The organism is Marivita sp. (assembly GCF_965656765.1).
Lineage (GTDB): Bacteria > Pseudomonadota > Alphaproteobacteria > Rhodobacterales > Rhodobacteraceae > Marivita.
Genome location: NZ_CBFHLV010000001.1, coordinates 98,395 through 118,678 on the forward strand (window position 1 = coordinate 98,395; position 20,284 = coordinate 118,678).

The window sequence follows — 20,284 nt, forward strand, 5'->3', positions numbered from 1 at the left end:
GCTACAACTCGGCTTCAACCTCAAGCGCCAGGGGGGCCGCAGGTGCGGCCCTCAGATCATCAAGCTGCAACGGCCCGGAAGGTTTCGACAACCGGTTGCGCACCACCCAATGCAGCCGGGTCGACGCGCGGGTGATCGCCACATAGGCCAACCGTTTCCACAAAGGCTGACCCGCCTCGCTCCGCCCCATCCGTGCGGCGGCATATAAGTCTGGCGCAAAGACCTGTACCGCGTCCCATTGTGACCCCTGCGCCTTGTGAATAGTCACAGCCGCGCCGTGCAAAAAGGTTGCCCCCATCCGTGCGGCAAACGGGATGAATGGTTCTTCTTCGTCGGGCTTTTCGATCTTCACAATCGACGCCGCCGACACTTGCGGATCTTCCGCCCCGATCACATGCAAACGTGAAAACCCCGGCTTGCGCCCTGGTCCCAGATAAATAACCTGAGCCCCTTTGATCAGGCCACGCGCCTCAAGATCGAGCCGTTTTTTCCTGTGTTTCAGGGGCAATTCAAGCCCATCACAGATCAGCGGTTCACCTTCCAGCAACGAATCCTCCGGCGCGCCATGCACGGCCCGGAATGCGTTGATCAGACGGATACGCGTCGCATTGCGCCAGACCAGAACCGGCGACCGTGCCATCAGATCAACCTCGACTCGCTGCCCCCAGATCACCCGATCATCGGTCCGCGCGATGTCTTCGACCATCCGCTCGAAACCCTCAAAGTCGAGCTGCGGATCAGCCAGCGCATGGGCCAGATCAAGGATTGGATTGTCTGCATCTTGCCGGTGGATACGGCTAAGGTTCAGCACTTGGCTGGTTGCAAGGGTTTCAAACACCATCTTGCCGGACTGGTTCACTGGGGCCAACTGCGCTGGATCGCCAAACAAAAGCAGGTTCGGGAAAATCTCGCGCAGATCTTCGACCTGACGTTCATCCAGCATCGACGCCTCATCCACGAACCCGATATCCAACGGATCTTCTCGCCGCTTCCATCCGGTGATGAAATCTGATCCTCGCAGTCCTGCAGCAGCCAAGGCCGCCGGGATCGACTTATGCGACTCGTAAGACAGTTGAGCGCGCGCAAGGCCCTCTTCGGTGAGGCCTTCAATCTCGGGCTTTTCGCCGTTGCCCATCAGCCATTCGGCGATGCGCTCGTATTCCGGGTCATAAACTGGCGTATAGAGAATGCGATGGATCGTCGTTGCAGGTACGCCGCGCATACGCAAGACAAACGCGGCTTTGTTCGTGGGCGCCAAAACAGCCAGCGTGCGCCGATCCTTACGCCGGCGACCTTCGTAATCGGCCGACACGATGTCGACGCCCGCGTTTTGCAAAGACTTGCACAGCTCTGCCAAAAGCAGCGTCTTGCCGGATCCGGCCTTGCCGGTGATCGCCATGATCTTGGTTTTGCTGTCATTCGGCGGCAGCAAGATACCGTCATCCAGATCGACACCTGCATCGCGCAGCATGTCCGCCACCGCATCATGTGCGGCAGCCTGATCTTCCGAATATATAAGCGCGGGCACTATCATGCCGCGACACTATCCTCAGCCGCCATAAGGCACCAGCGTCAGGCCGCACTAACATCGGGTTGCGGCACCACGTCACGAAACGCCGCATCGAACCAGCCACGCGATGCCTCCAGCGTCACGTCGGACACGCGCGCCACCTGTTTCTGCGCCGCCTCCGAGAACTCCCAAAGTCCCACGCTGATCGACTGTCGGCCTTCGCCTTGCATACTCAACACCTCGGGCGCCGCGCCGATCCGATTGTAAATTCGCACCATACGCGCATCGAACACGCCGACAAAGTGTTTTACACCAAAGCCTTGCATGATTTCACCACCGGCCAGCATCAACGCCGCTGCGGTCCCCTGCTCTGCATTCTGAGACAGACAAAACCGCGTGCATTCCCAGATCAACGGGCTTTGGAAGGGCACACCGTCCGTCAAATCAAGGAAATGCTCGTTCACCATAGTGCGGCCCGTCGTGGGCAAGAACCGCATTGATCCACCATGTGTGCCCTGCGCAGTTTCCCAAATCACATAAAGCGGGTTGAGGTCGTCATAGGCATCACGCTCTTGCCCGGCCTTGTTGACCGTGACGTCCCACTCCAACCGGGTTTTAAACTGATCCGCCCGATCCTCGAACATGGTGCGCGCCAAAAGCGGGTACTTTGTCAGCTGATCGCCATACAGGTATCGAATCATGAGACTATCCTCCGTTGCTGGCGGACAGGCTGGTATTCAAAGGTGAAGGGAGTCTTTCAGCGCCGAACGTTGGCCGTTGCGCGGAGTACTGTAGCTAATTTGGAAACAATCAGTCGTCAGACCACGATCTGCCCGCGTGCCATTGCACGCGCAACCGCATGCGTGGTGTTGAGAGCACCCAGTTTAAACCGCGCGCTTTCGATATAGACCCGCAGCGTGTGCTCAGAGATCGACAAGGTATCGGCCACCTGCGCGCGGCTGTAGCCCACCGCCAGCAGGGTCATCGTTTCAACCTCTCTTGGTGACAACGGCTGCGTCGGCTCAGGCTTGCGTCCCGGTTCCAGCTTTAACGCGGTTTGGTTGAAGTAATGCGCCAACAAAATCAGATCGCGTCGGTTCAATTCGGTAAAGCGCGTCCATTCGTCGTCTGCGCAGGTATGGCTGACCGTAAACAAGGCAAATTGCCCATTCGGACCGCGTATCGGAATGGAATAACCTTGATTTCCGATCCCATGTGCGACGGCATCGGTCATGAACGCACGGGCGGCCTTGCCGGACCAATCAAGCCGTTTCCAATCAACTGGATGAAAGCGTTGATAGCAGCCAATCACCACCGGATCGACACGCAAGTATCCCTTTTCAAGATATCGTGCGACCCATTTCGGATCATATGTCCCGCATCCATATTGCGTGCCGTTGCTTGACACCCAATGATACACCATGTCGTCCACCGCGTAGTAATCGCGCAGCCATTCCATGATGTTCTGCAATTCCTCAAGACGAGCGGCGCACTCCAATCGTGCGATCACGTCGTCCAGTTGCGGCACTCGTTCCAAGAAGCCCACGGTCTATCCCTTTGCCGTGCGAACCAATCTCTGCTTGTGCTACCAGTTGCGTATCATCCAGCTTGGCAGCCAACGCATCCAGATCGTTCGCCACGGCAAACGTCTTGAGGTCGGTCAACACATCTATGATCCAGTCATGTCCCATGACACCGTCACCCTGAGATAGTTAACAGAAAGTTAACACAACCATAGCATGTGGCAGAAATTTGGCAAACTCCCTGATTCCAACTCCCCAAATATGGCGAGGATGTGACATCAGGGACTTTGACTTATCAAACACGCTGCCCAACAAAAAAACCCGCAGGCCAGATGGCCCACGGGTCTAGATAGCAAACAGAAGTAAGCAGAAGGTTACGACCGCGCTGTCAAAGCATCCTCGAACGTGCGCAACCCGGTTTTGGGGGATTGAACCAGCACGGCCATGTTGCCTGGCTTATGTTCATTGCGCAGCATCTTGGTATGCGCCTGTGGGATCTCGTCCCACGGGAAAACTTCCGACATGCACGGATCCAGACGGCGCTCGACCATCAACTGGTTCGCAGATGCCGCCTGCTTGAGATGCGCAAAGTGCGATCCCTGAAGACGCTTCTGGTGCATCCACATATACCGCACGTCGAACGTACAGTTGAAACCGGTGGTGCCAGCGCAGATCACAACCATACCGCCTTTTTTGCAGACCAGCGTGGACACAGGGAAAGTCGATTCACCGGGGTGTTCAAACACCATGTCCACATTATTGCCCTTGCCAGTGATATCCCAAATGGCTTTGCCGAACTTCCGCGCCTCAGCGAACCATTCTTTATATTCGGGCGTGTTAACTGTCGGCAGCTGCCCCCAGCATTTGAAATCCTTGCGGTTGATGACGCCCTTGGCGCCCATCGACATCACGAAATCACGCTTGTCTTCGTCAGAAATGACACCGATTGCGTTCGCACCTGCCGTGTTGGCCAATTGGATCGCATACGACCCCAGGCCACCAGAAGCGCCCCAAACCAGAACGTTCTGACCCGGGCGCAACTCATGCGGCTGGTGCCCGAACAACATCCGATAGGCTGTCGCCAAAGTCAGCGTATAACAGGCGCTTTCTTCCCAGGTCAGGTGCTTTGGACGTGGCATCAACTGCTGCGCCTGAACGCGGGTAAACTGCGAAAACGAGCCATCCGGCGTTTCATAACCCCAGATGCGCTGCGTGGGACTGAACATCGGATCACCGCCGTTGCATTCCTCGTCGTCGCCATCATCTTGATTACAATGGATGACAACCTCGTCGCCAACTTTCCAGCGCTTAACTTTATCGCCAACTTTCCAAACGATGCCAGACGCATCAGACCCAGCGATGTGGTAATCTGCCTTGTGACCATCGAACGGGCTGATCGGCTGGCCAAGACCGGCCCAGACGCCGTTGTAGTTCACACCGGCCGCCATCACGAGAACCAGCACCTCGTGGCTGTCGATATCCCATGTGTCGACGACTTCGACTTCAAACGACTTTTCCGGCTCACCGTGACGTTCCCGGCGAATAGCCCACGAATACATCTGCTTTGGGACATACCCAAGCGGAGGCATTTCGCCGATCTCGTACAGGTCTTTTTCAGGCGCGTCATATGCCGCGATGCCCGTCTGCTGGTCCAATGCCATCGGAGCCTCCTTCAGTGATGTTCAATTCGTGCCGCAATGCAGAATCGCGGCGTCTGACCCTGAAATAGGGGGCCGCTTGAAATTATGCAACAAGATTTCATCTGTTTTTGTAATTTTATGACCCAGCAACCGCAGCAAAGCCTTCGCAACCGCAGCAGAAACTATAGCAAGTGCTTGATCGAGTTGGCATAGAACTGCGCCAGCTGCGCTTTCTCGGCCGGAATGCTTAGCACGTCATCCGTTTCGACCACGATCCGCCGTTCCAGCAGATTGCGCAGACCGAACTCGACCGCATAATCCCGGTTGTTCCGTGGCAAATGCACCTGCGCGCCTTCAAGGGATTTCATCGCATCGCCAAACGCGATCTCAAGCTGGTCGCGCGCCATCGATCCCTTCGTCAGCAACAAGTATGCGATCAAAGGCACGGGCAAGACGGGCACCGCGTCGGCAATGCGAGACATGATGGTCTCGGACAGAACATCAGGGTTACTGTGCCCAAGCTCCACTTCACGCAAGGTCAAAGGTTTGCCGAAACTCACTGCGGCATATCCAAATTTGTGAAACTTGCCAGTGATCCGAAGCCAAAGCTGTCGCAAGATCGCTAGAAACACGACACTGATCCGAGCGCGAAACTTGCGGTCGCCCTGCACTTGGGCACGCAGCAGGATCGTGTCCTCAAGCACCCGGTCATAATTGAGCGCCACCGGCACAAACACCACATCCCTTTGGGCCGTAGCCGCACCTTCAAGGATGTATTTCAGAATGCCAACCTTTGGCGCGGCAACACTGCCATCAAGGCTTAACCCACCCTCGGGAAACACCGCTTGTGTGACACCAGCCCCGGTTGCTTGCTGCACGTACTTTGCCAGAACCTTGCGATAAAGATCATTGCGGGATTTGCGCCGGATAAAGTAAGCGCCCATCGCCCGAATAAGCCGTGACAAGGGCCAAACTCGTGCCCATTCACCAACAGCATAGGACAGCGCAGACCGGTCGGCAGCAAGGTACGTAACCAACACGTAGTCCATATTCGACCTGTGGTTCATTACGAACACGACAGTCGCTTCTGGATCAACGTCCGCCAATCCGGCGTCTTGGTGTACCATCCGCACACGGTAAAGCGCTGTACTCAGAAACCGCGCCGCACGAATGGCAAAGCTGAAATACGCCCAAGCCGAAAACGACGGCACGATTTCCCGCGCATATCGGCGCGCACGTTCAAAGGCGACGTCCTCGCGAACCCCTTCGACCTTGGCGTGGTCGACAATCGCCTGCGTTATCTCGGGGTCGTAGACCAAGCGCTGGATCATGTCCTGTCTGCGCAACAGCTTGAACGGCTGGATCGGCCTCTCAAGCCGCGCGTTCAATCGCTTGACCGCCTTTTCCATCCGTCTGCGAAAGAACCACCGCACCGAGGGAAACAGGAAATGCGATGCAAAGGTTACCGCCGCGAACAGCAAGATGAGCAAAAAAGCCCATAAAGGTAATGTCACCTGCGATGTCATGACCGCACTCTCGCAACGAAGCTGAACCGGGTAAACACCTTATGACGACCACCCAAACGACAGGCTCTTGTTTGCTTCGGCTCAATTAGCGTCCATGCGCGTATCCTGCGACACCTCTTTGGCTTTTCCAAGGTAGCGGGCATGGAGTATGCTGTTACGCAAAAAAAAGCGTAACGCCGCAGCGCGGCGAATTGACAGCGACACAAAGTTTCACGTATGCATCGCAAAACGCAACAAGATTACCGGGCGAATCTCGCCGTTGACGGAGCCGATATGACAGACTCACAGACACCGACCCGAGACCGCCCTTGGTTGATCCGCACCTACGCTGGCCACTCGACCGCCGAAGCCTCGAATGCGCTTTATCGTTCGAACCTATCGAAGGGCCAAACTGGCCTTTCGGTCGCCTTCGACCTGCCGACGCAAACCGGTTATGACAGTGATCACGTTCTCGCACGCGGCGAGGTTGGTAAAGTTGGCGTTCCCGTCAGCCACTTGGGCGATATGCGCACGCTATTCGACCAGATCCCGCTTGAACAGATGAACACCTCCATGACGATCAACGCGACTGCTCCGTGGCTGCTCGCGCTTTATGTCGCCGTGGCCGAAGAACAGGGCGCGGATGTCAGCAAACTGCAAGGCACCGTGCAGAACGATCTGATCAAGGAATACCTGTCGCGCGGCACCTATATCTGCCCGCCGAAACCATCCCTCAAGATGATCGGGGACGTGGCTGAGTATTGCTACACGAACATTCCCAAATGGAACCCGATGAACGTATGTTCCTACCACCTGCAAGAAGCAGGTGCGACGCCGGAACAGGAGCTATCTTTTGCCCTGGCCACAGCCATTGCCGTGTTGGACGAATTGAAGCCCCGCGTTCCTGCCGAAGATTTCCCAGCGCTTTGCGGTCGAATTTCCTTCTTCGTCAACGCCGGCATCCGTTTTGTCACCGAAATGTGCAAGATGCGCGCCTTTGTCGATCTCTGGGACGAAATCCTTGAATCCCGGTACGTAGTAGAGAACCCCAAATTCCGCCGCTTCCGTTACGGTGTGCAGGTGAACAGCCTTGGCCTGACCGAACAGCAACCAGAAAACAACGTTTACCGCATCCTGATCGAAATGCTGGCTGTCACCCTTTCGAAAAACGCTCGTGCCCGCGCCGTGCAACTGCCCGCATGGAACGAGGCGCTAGGTCTTCCGCGCCCATGGGATCAACAATGGTCGATGCGGATGCAACAGATCCTCGCCTATGAGACCGATCTTTTGGAATTTGACGATCTGTTCGACGGCAACCCCGCCGTGGACCGCAAGGTCGAAGCGCTGAAAGAGGGTGCGCGCGCCGAGCTTGCCAACCTCGATAGCATGGGCGGGGCAATCGGAGCGATTGAATACATGAAGGGACGTCTGGTTGATTCGAACGCCGACCGCCTTAACAAAATCGAGCGCGAAGAAACCATCGTCGTCGGTGTGAACAAATGGGTCGAAGGCGAACCTTCACCGCTCCAGACCGAGGATGGTGGGATCATGGTCGTCGATCCGGCGGTCGAACAGGAACAGATCGACCGACTGAATAACTGGCGCACTGAACGCGATGCGACTGCAGTGACCAAAGCCCTCGCAGACTTGCGCGCCGCAGCCAAGGAAGGCGCAAACGTCATGCCCGCCTCCATTGCCTGCGCCAAGGCGGGCGTCACAACCGGCGAATGGGCGGGCGAAATGCGCAACGTTTACGGTGAATATCGCGGCCCAACCGGCGTGTCGAAATCCGTCAGCAACAAAACTGAAGGTCTTGATGATATCCGCGATGCCGTCAACGCCGTCAGCGACAAACTCGGTCGACGCCTCAAATTCCTGGTTGGCAAACCTGGTCTTGATGGACATTCGAACGGTGCCGAACAAATCGCCTTCCGCGCCCGCGACTGCGGGATGGAGATTGATTACGAAGGCATCCGCCTGACCCCAGATCAAATCGTCACCGCAGCGCAGGAAAACGAAGTCCATGTTGTTGGCCTGTCGATCCTGTCAGGCAGTCACATCCCGCTGGTCGAAGACATGATGACCAAGATGCGCGATGCAGGCCTCGGTCATATCCCAGTAATCGTCGGCGGCATCATCCCAGACGACGACGCGAAACGCCTCAGCGCGATGGGTGTGGCCAAGGTCTATACCCCTAAAGACTTCGAACTGAACGCGATCATGATGGACATTGTCACACTTGCAGACCCAAAAGCTGTTGCAGCCGAATAATCGCACCATCGACTTTTACAAGTTGAATGGAGCAGGTACGCTTAACCCCGTTCCAGTGTTTTGCTTTCGAAAGAGATAAGATGAAAAACCTATTTGCAGCTGCCCTTTTTGTATTCCTCCCGGTTGCGGCAATGGCCGATACCCAATTGGAACGCCTCGAAAACGTTGCCGAACAGATGAGCGAAGCGATGTTCGGGGCGATGGTCCGTATGGTCGAAAAAGAAGGCGGTGATCCTGCGCCCCTGCTCGAGGCGGTGCCCGACAGTGATTGGGACGCAGATTACCGGGAGGCAGGGTCGTGTCTGCTCGAGAAATATGTCGAAGCGTCAAGCACGTCCGCCGTCGATAAAATGCTCGACGAAATGGAAGCCTTTATTCCCAAGATGGCTGGGATTGACCTTGAGTCACTTGAAGCCGATCAAGACTTTTTGCCCGAGGGCGTTTCTGAAGAATATTCAATGCAGGTCAATTCTGATTGCGGGATGAACGAGTTGATGATGGATCGGATGGAGAATTCGGGCTTCATGGCAGCCGTAATGCAAGCGATGGCCGGGCAATGACTCCAGAAAACGGTCACTAACAACTCATCCTTGCGGCACCCGCCCATGTAAACAACTCTCTATTGTAACCAAGCCTTGCCAAAAGATAGCAAGGCCGTTCTTGAATTGACTTGTTGCACAGGAGGAGTATTCCAATCCCACCGTGAATAACAAATCCTCTCGGAGGGAAATATGAGCATCGATCTCAATAATATGTCCAAAGATGAGCTGAAAAAGCTGATCAAGGACGCGGAAAAGGCGCTTAAGACAATCGAAACGCGCCGCCTGTCAGAAGCCAAAAAGGCCGCAGAATCAGCTGCTAAGGAATACGGTTTTTCGCTGGATGAGCTTTTGGGTGGTCGCACTCAAAAGAAGGGCTCAAAAAGCGCGCCGAAATATGCCAACCCGGCAGACGCGTCGCAAACCTGGACCGGCAAGGGCCGCAAACCCAATTGGGTCAACGATGCCTTGGCATCCGGCAAATCCATTGATGACCTGAAAATCTGATATGACAATCCATATCGGCGCCAAAGAAGGCGAGATCGCAGAAACCGTCCTTTTGCCGGGCGATCCGTACCGCGCGAAATGGGCGGCAGAAACGTTTCTGAAAGACGCACAGCTTGTAAACGAAGTGCGTGGGATGCTTGGCTTTACCGGCACGTGGAATGGACACCGTGTGACCATTCAAGGCTCCGGCATGGGAATGCCTTCGCTGTCAATCTACGCAAATGAACTGATCCGTGATTACGGTGCAAAAACCTTGATCCGGATTGGCTCTTGCGGTGGAATGCAGCCGCATGTCGGTATTCGCGACGTCATCCTCGCCATGACGGCAAGCACAATTTCGACGCCGTCCCGGGGCATTTTCAAAGAACTGAATTTCGCCCCTTGCGCCGATTACGGCCTATTGCGCGCTGCCGCTGATGCCGCTGCGGAAAAGGGCACCAATACCCATGTTGGCGGTATTTATTCGTCCGATGTGTTTTACGACGAACGCCCCGATCTGAATGAACAAATGACCCGTCACGGCATCCTTGGTGTCGAAATGGAAGCGGCCGAACTTTACAATCTGGCCGCGCGTCATTCGGTCAGGGCGCTGGCCGTTCTGACAGTCTCGGATCACCTACAAACCGGTGAGGCATTGCCACCCGAGGATCGCGAACGAAGCTTTGGCGACATGGTCGATATCGCGCTGACAGCCGCCTTCAGCTGAATACGATTTAATGACCGGGGAAACTAGTTTTCTCCCGGTTGCTACCTATTCCCGCCACATTCTTCTGCAACATCGTCGATATGCCAAACTGGATGATCGACATTTATGTTCTGCTGACAAGCCGCGTGCCGCTTCCTCGCATGCTGTTCTTGTTCAGCGTTGTGACCCTGTCGCTTTTCACCCTGACCGCACATCATCATGAAACACTGGCTCAGGTCGGATTGGTCTTGCCCGTTATGTGCGCGCTCTTTGGTCATGTCGCGGTGGTTGCCGTCAAACTGCCGGACTCGCTTCAGACGTTCGACCGCATAGGCATACGCAATCCCGGCGGAAAATTGCTGCTGATCTGCCTTGCCGCCTATGCCGGGATAATGGCCCTGCCTACTCTGGCGGTGGCGCAATTCGCGCTTAGCCTCGCAATCACGATTTATATCGCGATGTTCGTATTGGTTTTCTACCTGTTGGGCGACGGAGACAAAGTCGGCTGGTTCGCCTGTGACTGGGACGATGGCCAACATAACGCAGCGAATTGGCATATCGTGCGGCTCGTCGCACTGATCCTCCTGAATGAAATAACCTCAAGGTACGGGACACCGTTCGATTGGATCGTCGCAATCACACTTGGCCCGATTGCACTGCACTACCTGATGTTCTGGACAATCCTCGCAACGCATCCCTATGACAAGCGGTCTCCATCAGACTAACGCCCGTGGCTGCGGTCATACCGATTGACCAGTGGCGGCTCCCAACCAGACAAAGCACCATCGGCGGGTTTCAAAACCTCCACCCGCAACGGGTAACACTCAGCCGCATCACTGGTATGCTCGGCAGAACAATCCCCACCAGGACAAGCCGAAAGGGCGCCCAATAGGTCCATCTCGGCAAAGAAGGTTAGATGATCCCCCGGCCTTACAGGACTGGCCTTCATGAAATACTGCCCGGTATCACGTGTAAAACCGGTGCACATGAATACGTTGAGCACATCATGAACATGTGGTTCTGCCTCTGCCAAGGATAAGCCGGTCGCATCCGCCAAAGCCCGGGTTAAGTTGGAATGGCAGCAATAGTGGTACTGAACGCCCGACAACAAGTTGCCGGTATAAGGATCACACCGCGTACCGATAACGTCATGCACAGACCCACCATAGGCATCGATCCCGTACCACTCTAGCGTATCCTCCACGATCGTTGCCATTGGACGGAGCGTCGGAAACGACGACCACAGCCGTTCGCCCGTTGTCACATGCGTTCCGTGCAACGCGCGGGTCTTGCCCGAATAAAACCGCTCCGAAAGATCATTCGCGTTCCACAAGTTCAAATCTCCCACCTGTGGGCCGCCAACACTCATGATCCGAAAGAAAGACCCAGCAGGAACCCGGAACGTACAAGCCTCGCGCGGTGCAGCAATCGCCACATCCACCTCCTCTGCCCCGGCCAACGCCTGCGCATAAAGCCCAAGGTCCGGCACTGGCAGCGTATCGTTCGGATAGCAAATCACGGGCGCAATCGCGCGGCGGGCTTCGGCATCCTCGGGGACATGTACCATTGGCAAGATCCTTTTATCTTCGGATCAAAGGACCGCAGAGCGACCACCGGCGCAAGCCCATGACACCTTATCTTTTGCACAAATGGGCAAAAATAATCCGGCGCGCACGCCCCAGTGCGCGCTCGGAATGACGCAATCAGATCGCGATCACATCCAGCGGCGGAAAACCGTTAAAGCCAACCGACGCATAGGTCGAGGTATAGGCCCCGCAGTTGCGGATCACGATACGATCACCCGATTGCAGGCCCAGCGGCAATTGCACCGGCTGCTTTTCGTAAAGCACGTCGGCACTGTCACAGGACGGGCCAGCCAGGATGCACGCACCGGTCGGTTCATGGTCTCGGTCGGTAATAAACTGATAGCGGATCGCTTCGTCCATTGTTTCGGCAAGACCCGAGAATTTGCCGATATCCAGATATACCCAGCGGTGCAGCTCGCTATCCGACTTGCGCGACACCAGCAGCACTTCCGCGGCAATAGCACCTGCTTCAGCAACCAAACCGCGGCCCGGCTCTGCCATGATCGCAGGAACGTCACCGAACCTTTCATGGATCTGGCGCATCACGTCAGATGCATAATTCTGCGGCGCGTCCAACTCCTCACCATGGAAGGCTGGAAAGCCACCACCGATGTTGAGCAGCGTCAGGTCAAAGCCGTCCGCTTTCAAACCATGCCAAACATCGGCCACCTGATCGAGCGTCTCACCCCACATTTCAGCATGACGCGTTTGCGAGCCTACGTGGAACGACAGCCCCACCGGCTTCAGCCCCAACTCGATCGCCAAAGCAAACAAAGACGGTGTCTTGTCCAATGCACACCCGAACTTCCGAGACAGCGGCCAATCGGCGTGCAAAGAGCCAACGATCAAACGGATGTAAACCTCGGCACCCGGCGCATGGGTCGCCAACTTGTGCAGCTCTTCCTCGGAATCAGCAGCAAAATGGCTGATGCCCATGCCGTGCGCCCATGCAATGTCAGAGGACCGCTTTATGGTATTGCCAAAAGAAATGCGCGACACGTCCGCACCAGCGGCAAGACACATTTCGATCTCAACCCGGGAGGCCGCGTCGAAGTTACTACCCAAAGCGACCAGTGTTTGCAGGATTTCCGGTGCCGGGTTTGCCTTGATGGCATAATGAATCCGCGCGCGGCCAAGACCCTGTGCCAACGCCGCGTATTGACGCGCCACGGCTTCGGTATCGATCACAAGCGTCGGGCGCTCAAAACGATTGCTTAAGATAAAGGCTTCGGCGCGAGATACAGATGCGCCTTCGCGGGCGGAAAGCCCGGTTACGTATGCGTTCATTGGTCATCTCCAACAGACTCGGCCATTCCGGTTTTCCGGCACAGACCGCTCATTTCTTTCAGAGACGTTACCGTCGCTACGTAACCGCGTGGGTGCATCGCTTGCGCTGAGCTTGCCCACCTCGCCAGAGGCGCGTGCGTTGGCGTCTATATTTGCGCATATGGAGTCGAACAGGATTCGACGCAATAGAAAATTTAGACTGAGATCATTTTTTTCAGGACGGCCGGTTTTCCCACCGCAAACAGACAATCGGGCTGTCCTCTGACGCGATCTCGGCTCCACAAAAGGCACAACGCCACGCGCCGGGTGCAGTGCGTCGCCATCGACATTCCCGCGTCAAACTCGTCGTTTTGCGGCGCCAATACAGATACGCCAGCACACCAAGCAGCAAAAGGATCAGAAGGATGGGCATGTCGGATGTCTATCGATCCACCGACCCAGAACGCAACCCTGCGCCGAGTGCGGATTACCGCGCTTTCGCCGCGATGGTCTCAAAAACGGTTTTGAACGCTTCACTGCTTGCTTGATCCAGCGCCCCATCCGAGATGTCCTGCGCCGACCATATCCAGCTTTGCGCCGGGTCGTGAAACATCGCCCAGTCTCCAAACAGGCGCTCCGTCACGTTTTCAGTCACGCGAACAATCATTTCGACATGCCTGTCATCCCGCTTGATGCGATCGCAAGTGGCCTGAACAACGGCCTCAGGCCCTTCAAGCAATTGCAGGTACACATCCTGTCGACAAACCAGTGCTCCAGTTACGTTGTCTCGCGCATTGCAGCGCCGCGCATCGAGCAAAACGCCGTTCAAAATGGCGTCGTCATACCCGAAAGGCCGCGAAGAATAGATGATCTGGATAAGTTGGGAAATACTAGCCACTCCTATGAGCCCATCGCGAACACCAAACTTCACCTGATGCTCTGAAGGTATAGAAGTAGCCTAGACCAAATCCCGCGCCACGTCCCTGTCGAAATGATGTAGCGCGGTTTTCATTTTGCATAACGCATCACGGCGCACCCAAGCCCTGAAGGCAGGACGCGCCGCGAGGATCAAACGTGACGCTCAACCATCATCTTCTTGATTTCGGCAATCGCCTTGGCCGGGTTCAAGCCCTTGGGGCATGTCTTGGCACAGTTCATGATCGTGTGGCAGCGATAAAGCTTGAACGGATCTTCCAACTCGTCCAAACGCTCGCCTGTTGCCTCATCCCGGCTGTCGATGATCCAACGATACGCATGCAAAAGCGCAGCAGGTCCAAGATACCGATCACCGTTCCACCAATACGACGGGCATGCCGTCGAGCAGGACGCACACATCACGCATTCATAAAGGCCATCCAGCTTCTTGCGGTCTTCAATGGACTGCTTCCACTCTTTCGCAGGACGGTTCGTCTTGGTCTCAAGCCACGGCATGATCGACGCGTGCTGCGCATAGAAATGGGTGAGATCAGGGATCAGATCCTTAACGACCGGCATGTGAGGCAGCGGGTAAATCTTCACCTCGCCATTGATTTCGTCCAGACCATAGATACAGGCCAACGTGTTGATCCCGTCGATATTCATCGCACACGATCCACAGATTCCCTCGCGACAGGACCGGCGGAAGGTCAGCGTTGGGTCAATCTCGTTTTTGATCTTGATCAGCGCGTCCAAAACCATCGGCCCGCATTTGTCCATGTCCACGTAATACGTGTCCACTTGCGGATTCTTCCCATCGTCCGGATTCCAACGATAGATGCTGAACTTACGCACATTCTTGGCACCCTCCGGCTTGGGCCATGCTTTGCCCGTGCGGATTGTCGAATTCTTGGGGAGCGTCAGTTGAACCATGTCTCTCTCCTTAGCGAAGCAAAGCTGGCAGGCCCTCGGCCGCCAGGCAAGTCAGTGTCTCGGGTTGCGAGACGATATCTGTCACGATCTGCACCGTGCTTTCTGTTGGGCCAGTCACGCTATCCAGTGCCAGCGCCCGGATTTGGACCGCGCTGGCATTGTCGATCACGCAGTTCAAAGCAGGTTCCAGCGGCACGCCGGGGAACCGGTCAACCAAAACCGGTGTGATCGCTGACCGCGCAGCGTCGCGCGCAATCTGGTCTTGCTGCTGTACGGAACAACCAGCAAGCACCAGACACGCGACGACGACAAACCGCATCAGAACGTTCTCTCTTTCGGCTTGATCTTCTCAAGCGAAATCCCACCATCCGCTTCGGTCGACAGCGGGTCTTTTACCACCGGACGGTAGGTCAGATCGGTCTTGTTCCCGTCGATCCGTGCGATGGTGTGCACACGCCAGTTTTCGTCATCGCGGGTGGTGAAATCCTCGTGCGCATGAGCACCACGGCTTTCCTTGCGTGCTTCGGCCCCGGCAATCGTCGCCAGCGCGTTGGGCATCAGGTTGGTCAGCTCAAGCGTTTCCATCAGGTCCGAGTTCCAGACAAGGCTGCGGTCGGTGACTTGAATATCATCCATCTTACCCGCAATCGCGACCATCTTGTCGAAACCTTCCTTCATGGTCTTCGACGTGCGGAATACGGCAGCATCAGCCTGCATCGTCTTCTGCATCTCAAGCCGCAATTCAGCGGTCGGGACAGTTCCCGTCGCATTGCGCAGTCCGTCAAAACGGTCAAACGCCTTGTCCACAGACACCGCATTCGTGGCCGGCACTGCACTGTCCGGATCAACAACCTTGCCGGCACGGATCGCAGCGGCACGACCAAACACGACAAGGTCAATCAGCGAATTCGATCCAAGACGGTTCGCACCATGCACCGACGCGCAGCCCGCCTCGCCCACAGCCATCAGGCCGGGTACAACCGCATTCGGATCTTTTGCGGTCGGGTTCAGCACCTCACCCCAATAGTTGGTCGGGATACCACCCATGTTATAGTGTACGGTCGGCAGAACCGGGATCGGTTCCTTGGTCACGTCAACACCGGCAAAGATCTTGGCACTTTCCGATATACCCGGCAGGCGTTCGGCCAAAGCCTCTTTCGGCAAGTGCGACAAGTTTAGGTGGATGTGATCACCCTCTTCACCGACACCACGACCTTCGCGAATTTCCATGGTCATCGACCGCGATACGTAATCGCGCGGTGCAAGGTCTTTGTAATTCGGCGCATAGCGCTCCATGAACCGCTCGCCTTCGGAGTTGGTCAGATATCCACCTTCCCCACGCGCGCCTTCGGTGATCAGACACCCCGATCCGTAAATGCCGGTCGGGTGGAATTGCACGAATTCCATATCCTGAAGCGGCAGGCCAGCACGGGCAACCATGCCACCACCGTCGCCGGTGCAGGTATGCGCAGATGTCGCGCTGAAATACGCACGGCCATAGCCTCCGGTCGCCAGCACAACCATCTTCGCGTTGAACACGTGCATCGTGCCATCGTCTAGCTTCCAGCAAACAACGCCAGTACAGGCGCCGTCGTCAGACATGATCAGATCGACCGCGAAGTATTCGATGTAGAATTCCGCGTTGTTTTTGAGCGACTGACCATAAAGCGTGTGTAGGATCGCGTGACCGGTCCGGTCGGCTGCGGCACAGGTGCGCTGCACAGGCGGGCCCTCGCCAAATTCGGTTGTATGGCCACCGAACGGACGCTGGTAAATCTTGCCTTCCTCGGTGCGCGAGAACGGCACGCCGTAGTGCTCAAGTTCGTACACCGCTTTGGGCGCCTCACGGGCAAGGTATTCCATCGCGTCGGTATCACCCAACCAGTCCGAACCCTTTACCGTGTCATACATGTGCCACTGCCAGTGGTCCGGGCCCATGTTGGACAGCGATGCAGCGATACCGCCCTGCGCCGCAACCGTATGCGACCGTGTCGGGAACACCTTGGTCACGCACGCGGTGCGCAAGCCCTGTTCGGCCATGCCGAGTGTGGCGCGCAAGCCTGCGCCGCCCGCACCGACGACCACGACGTCATATTCATGCGTCTCGTATTCGTAAGCAGCCATAGTCTGTTTAGCTCCGATATCTCAAAGGGCCATTTTGGCGATTGCAAAAACGCCAACGGCGGCCGCGCCGTAGCTGATGCAGGTCATTCCAAGGATCAGGATCTTCTCCCATACGCCGTGCACGTAGTCTTCGATCAGCGTCTGGAAACCGTCATTGAAGTGTTTGAACCCCACGATCAGGGTCAACGCAGCGATGATCGCCGGGAAGGGGCGGGCGTAGTACGCCTGCACCTCTTCGAACGACGATCCAAGGATGCCTCCGAAGGTGAACACGAAGAACGGGATCAGGATCAAAAGCGCGACCGACGATTTTTTCATCGACCAGAAATGCTCGGTCCCGGATTTTGCTGCGCCCATGCCCATGGCGCGTTTACGGTCAGTCAAAAAAGCCATGTTGCGCGCCTCACCAAAGTACAATGACAGAGAAGACAGTCAGGACACCAGAACCGATCACAACCGCCCAGCCCAACATCTCGGCCCTGTCGATCTCAAGCATCTTGGCATTGTCCCAGATCAGGTGCCGGATACCCGCCAGCGTGTGATACCACAGTGCCCAAAGCGACATGAACATAACCAGATCACCGAACCAGCTTGTGACAAACCCGTTGGCAAAGGCGAAATAGTCCGGCCCGGACGATGCGGCGAGCAGCCACCAAACAATCATCAGCGACGCAACAATCAGGGCATTGCCTGTAATGCGCGTCAAGATCGACGTGATCGATGTAAGCTGGGGGCGATAAACTTGCAGGTGTGGTGACAGCGGGCGATTGCCCCGATTGACGTCAGCCATGGTCTGAGTCCTTTCCGGTTCCTGACCACCGTTTTATTGCTTTTCAAAGCTGTGTCACGCCGACCAAAGGCTTAAAGGCGCGGTTTTTTGGCGCAACCAGCAAGAATTATCACTATATGTGATCACACGTATAAAAACTGTGATCACATATTGGAACCCACCCTAAGATCCGTGATTCCAAAGTGATTTCTCAACTCTTTTGCGCAAGGGTCACGCCACGGCCGCCACCAAGACTACCCATCCAACGCGCGATAAAGCTGGCGAAGATGGTTTTCGAACTCTTCACACATCGTGACCGATTGATCAGACGGATCATAAAACGCGTTCGCTTCGCCACACTCCCCGGTGATCACCGCGACCACACTGGGAAACCCAAAATCTGCATTCAACGCTTCAACTTCAGCCCCGATGATCTGAGCCGTAAACGAACCTTCGACTTGCGCCGAGAATTGCATGGGCTCCATGCCTTCGACCAATTCATCGAACACTGCGCCCCAGCTGTCCGCTGCAAGCGCGTATTCCTCGACGCAATAATCAGCACGCTCCTCGGGCAATTCCATATCCTCGGCAAAGTCATCCCGCGTGTCGGGATCGCCACCGTAGAATATGCAAACCGTATTATAAAACCGCTGCTCATCCGGCCCGTGCACGTCCCAATAGGGCACCGGGTCATCCGCATTTGCCACCGCCTCAGCCCAGAACCCGTTGGCCACATCATACGCCATATCCAGCGCCGATTCCGGCTCGAACAGATGATCTATCAACAAGATAGATGCGACATCCGCCGCGTCCTCTTCCTGCCCGAACACTGGCATCTGCATCACGTCGATCAGAGCATGACCCAGTTCATGGTAAAAAATACCAAGGATATTCGCCTCGACAAACGCGTCCTCGGCGTCGTCTGCCAATACTGGACCCGCCGCAATCGCGACGGCAGCGCTCAGAACCCGATAATCCATGCCAAAAACCCAAGAATGACGGCACTCAAGAGCACCAGTACAAGGCGCCAAGGCGTTTTGATCTTGGTTTCCTGCTCAACCCGACGCGGCACAATGATGCTTGGTATCGCCACCACACATGTCGCCACCAATATGACGCCGTGCGGCCATGCGGCCCCACTCGCCGCTGCACCCCAGATCAAACCAAGAAGACAGATCGCAAACCCGGCGAGGCTGCCCGCCCAAACCCGGTATAGCGCTTCGATCACGCGCCGCGTTCCGTTCGACACGGTCCCATCGCGTTCAATAATGGCTGTATGATAGGCCAAAGGTGCGGCAGACAGGCCATATTTGGACGCGACAAGGAACAATCCCGCCACTGCAATCGAATAAAGGCCAAGGCTGATGATCACCGCGTCTGTCCCCCAAGTTAAGGATCAGACTACAGCCAAACACATGCAATCCAAATCAAAACTCAGGGGAATTCCGGCTCACAAAGGCATCAATGCCCAATAATCCAGGTCCAGCAAGACATGGCTCAGGTATTTCCCGTCTTCGCCTTTAAGCTCCGTCGACCCTCCAGCCGACGTCGCCACCAGCCGCAACCGCACCGCGCCTACACCGGGTGCATCGGTCTCGGCCTTACCCAATACCTCTGACCATGCGCGTACTGTTGTGCCGCTGAAACACGGGTTCGCATGCGCCCCGCCATTCAGACCAACGATCATCTGTGCATTCGCCAAACCGTTGAACGACAACGCGCGCGCCATGCTGATCACGTGCCCACCATAGATCAGGCGCTGTCCATCAGGCCGAAACGTGGCATCGAAATGTACTTTCGCAGTATTCTGCCACAGCCGCGTTGCCATCATGTGTTCGGCTTCTTCGATGGTCACACCGTCCACATGGTCAATCTTTTCACCGACGGCATAGTCGCCCCAGCGATGCGGCTCGCCCGCCAGTTCGAAATCGTAATTCGTAAAGTTCAAACCACGCGGGATGGTCAGATCCTCAACCGCCAAAACCGACTTCAGGTCTGGTACCACGGTGTCTGGCGCCGCCGCATCCGCATCGCGCTTACGCACCATCACCCAGCGCACATACTCCATGACCAGCTCGTCATGCTGGTTCAAACCACGGGTTCGAACCCAGACGACACCTGTTTTGCCGTTAGAGTTCTGCTTGAGCCCGATCACTTCGGATTCCGACCGCAGCGTGTCACCCGCATAGACCGGGGTCAGCCAGCGGCCCTCTGCATATCCAAGGTTCGCCACCGCATTCAGCGACACATCGGGTACCGTCTTGCCGAACACCACGTGGAACGCGGCAAGATCGTCAATCGGGGACGACGGCAAACCACAGTTCTGCGCAAAAAGGTCCGACGAATAAAGCGCATGCCGTGCCGGATACAGCGCGTGATACAGCGCTCGCTCTCCGCCCGAGACGGTGCGCGGCACCTCGTGGCGGATCACCTGCCCAACCGAATAATCTTCGAAGAAACGTCCTGCATTCGTCTTTGTCATGGATCCGCCCTTTGTTCCGGTCACGGGTC

22 protein-coding genes are annotated in these 20,284 nt (G+C 56.2%); 5 read left to right on the forward strand and 17 right to left on the reverse strand.

The annotated features are described in order from the left end of the window. Position 1: 1 nt before the first annotated feature. From ACTG4M_RS00500 to ACTG4M_RS00525, 6 genes are all read right to left on the reverse strand, one after another. The gene (locus ACTG4M_RS00500) at positions 2-1,534 is read right to left on the reverse strand and encodes an ATP-dependent DNA helicase (protein WP_439121667.1); all 1,533 of its coding nucleotides are present in this window, start codon (positions 1,532-1,534) and stop codon (positions 2-4) included. Positions 1,535-1,572: 38 nt separating this feature from the next. Next, positions 1,573-2,211, reverse strand: a complete 639-nt coding sequence (locus ACTG4M_RS00505; RefSeq protein WP_439121668.1) for an acyl-homoserine-lactone synthase — start codon at positions 2,209-2,211, stop codon at positions 1,573-1,575. Between the two features lie 116 nt (positions 2,212-2,327). Continuing rightward, positions 2,328-3,047, reverse strand: coding sequence for a helix-turn-helix transcriptional regulator (locus ACTG4M_RS00510; RefSeq protein WP_439121669.1), 720 nt, complete (start codon positions 3,045-3,047; stop codon positions 2,328-2,330). Then, entirely contained in the window at positions 2,986-3,201 is a 216-nt protein-coding gene (locus ACTG4M_RS00515) for a hypothetical protein (protein WP_439121670.1), read from the reverse strand. The genes ACTG4M_RS00510 and ACTG4M_RS00515 overlap by 62 nt, the downstream gene beginning before the upstream one ends. A gap of 206 nt (positions 3,202-3,407) precedes the next feature. Next, positions 3,408-4,694, reverse strand: a complete 1,287-nt coding sequence (gene ccrA, locus ACTG4M_RS00520; RefSeq protein ID WP_439121671.1) for a crotonyl-CoA carboxylase/reductase — start codon at positions 4,692-4,694, stop codon at positions 3,408-3,410. 161 nt (positions 4,695-4,855) lie between these two features. After that, complete coding sequence (locus tag ACTG4M_RS00525) at positions 4,856-6,199, reverse strand: 1-acyl-sn-glycerol-3-phosphate acyltransferase (protein ID WP_439121672.1); 1,344 nt, start codon at positions 6,197-6,199, stop codon at positions 4,856-4,858. Positions 6,200-6,472: 273 nt separating this feature from the next. On the opposite strand from ACTG4M_RS00525, the gene ACTG4M_RS00530 reads away from it, so the two are divergent. From ACTG4M_RS00530 to ACTG4M_RS00550, 5 genes are all read left to right on the forward strand, one after another. Then, positions 6,473-8,449: a methylmalonyl-CoA mutase family protein gene (locus ACTG4M_RS00530; RefSeq protein WP_439121673.1), complete on the forward strand. Its 1,977-nt coding sequence runs from the start codon at positions 6,473-6,475 to the stop codon at positions 8,447-8,449. An 80-nt stretch (positions 8,450-8,529) separates the two neighbouring features. Further along, a complete protein-coding gene (locus tag ACTG4M_RS00535) occupies positions 8,530-9,009 on the forward strand; it encodes a hypothetical protein (protein WP_439121674.1) in 480 nt (159 codons plus the stop codon). Positions 9,010-9,180: 171 nt separating this feature from the next. After that, positions 9,181-9,495, forward strand: coding sequence for an H-NS histone family protein (locus ACTG4M_RS00540; protein ID WP_439121675.1), 315 nt, complete (start codon positions 9,181-9,183; stop codon positions 9,493-9,495). 1 nt (position 9,496) lies between these two features. Then, positions 9,497-10,201: a purine-nucleoside phosphorylase gene (deoD, locus tag ACTG4M_RS00545; RefSeq protein WP_439121676.1), complete on the forward strand. Its 705-nt coding sequence runs from the start codon at positions 9,497-9,499 to the stop codon at positions 10,199-10,201. Positions 10,202-10,293: 92 nt separating this feature from the next. Then, entirely contained in the window at positions 10,294-10,905 is a 612-nt protein-coding gene (locus ACTG4M_RS00550; RefSeq protein WP_439121677.1) for a hypothetical protein, read from the forward strand. Here the strand turns inward: ACTG4M_RS00550 and ACTG4M_RS00555 are convergent. From ACTG4M_RS00555 to ACTG4M_RS00605, 11 genes are all read right to left on the reverse strand, one after another. After that, entirely contained in the window at positions 10,902-11,747 is an 846-nt protein-coding gene (locus ACTG4M_RS00555) for an urea carboxylase-associated family protein (RefSeq protein ID WP_439121678.1), read from the reverse strand. The two genes, ACTG4M_RS00550 and ACTG4M_RS00555, sit on opposite strands and share 4 nt — an antisense overlap. Before the next feature lie 136 nt (positions 11,748-11,883). Continuing rightward, positions 11,884-13,053 (reverse strand): type III PLP-dependent enzyme, encoded by a 1,170-nt coding sequence (locus ACTG4M_RS00560; RefSeq protein WP_439121679.1) that lies wholly within the window; start codon positions 13,051-13,053, stop codon positions 11,884-11,886. Positions 13,054-13,519: 466 nt separating this feature from the next. Next, positions 13,520-13,930, reverse strand: coding sequence for a BLUF domain-containing protein (locus tag ACTG4M_RS00565; RefSeq protein ID WP_439121680.1), 411 nt, complete (start codon positions 13,928-13,930; stop codon positions 13,520-13,522). Positions 13,931-14,100: 170 nt separating this feature from the next. Further along, entirely contained in the window at positions 14,101-14,880 is a 780-nt protein-coding gene (locus ACTG4M_RS00570) for a succinate dehydrogenase iron-sulfur subunit (protein WP_439121681.1), read from the reverse strand. A gap of 10 nt (positions 14,881-14,890) precedes the next feature. Continuing rightward, positions 14,891-15,199: a hypothetical protein gene (locus ACTG4M_RS00575; RefSeq protein ID WP_439121682.1), complete on the reverse strand. Its 309-nt coding sequence runs from the start codon at positions 15,197-15,199 to the stop codon at positions 14,891-14,893. Next, positions 15,199-17,004 (reverse strand): succinate dehydrogenase flavoprotein subunit, encoded by a 1,806-nt coding sequence (sdhA, locus tag ACTG4M_RS00580; RefSeq protein WP_439121683.1) that lies wholly within the window; start codon positions 17,002-17,004, stop codon positions 15,199-15,201. Before sdhA ends, ACTG4M_RS00575 begins: the two co-directional genes overlap by 1 nt. A 21-nt stretch (positions 17,005-17,025) precedes the next feature. Next, the gene (gene sdhD / locus ACTG4M_RS00585) at positions 17,026-17,397 is read right to left on the reverse strand and encodes a succinate dehydrogenase, hydrophobic membrane anchor protein (protein WP_439121684.1); all 372 of its coding nucleotides are present in this window, start codon (positions 17,395-17,397) and stop codon (positions 17,026-17,028) included. Between the two features lie 10 nt (positions 17,398-17,407). Then, positions 17,408-17,794, reverse strand: a complete 387-nt coding sequence (gene sdhC, locus ACTG4M_RS00590; RefSeq protein ID WP_439121685.1) for a succinate dehydrogenase, cytochrome b556 subunit — start codon at positions 17,792-17,794, stop codon at positions 17,408-17,410. Positions 17,795-18,027: 233 nt separating this feature from the next. Further along, the gene (locus ACTG4M_RS00595; RefSeq protein WP_439121686.1) at positions 18,028-18,753 is read right to left on the reverse strand and encodes a DUF4344 domain-containing metallopeptidase; all 726 of its coding nucleotides are present in this window, start codon (positions 18,751-18,753) and stop codon (positions 18,028-18,030) included. Continuing rightward, positions 18,735-19,145 carry a hypothetical protein gene (locus tag ACTG4M_RS00600; RefSeq protein ID WP_439121687.1) on the reverse strand — a complete coding sequence of 137 codons (411 nt, stop codon included), beginning with the start codon at positions 19,143-19,145 and terminating at the stop codon, positions 18,735-18,737. The genes ACTG4M_RS00595 and ACTG4M_RS00600 overlap by 19 nt, the downstream gene beginning before the upstream one ends. Positions 19,146-19,223: 78 nt before the next feature. Then, complete coding sequence (locus tag ACTG4M_RS00605; RefSeq protein ID WP_439121688.1) at positions 19,224-20,255, reverse strand: MaoC family dehydratase; 1,032 nt, start codon at positions 20,253-20,255, stop codon at positions 19,224-19,226. Between the last annotated feature and the right edge of the window lie 29 nt (positions 20,256-20,284).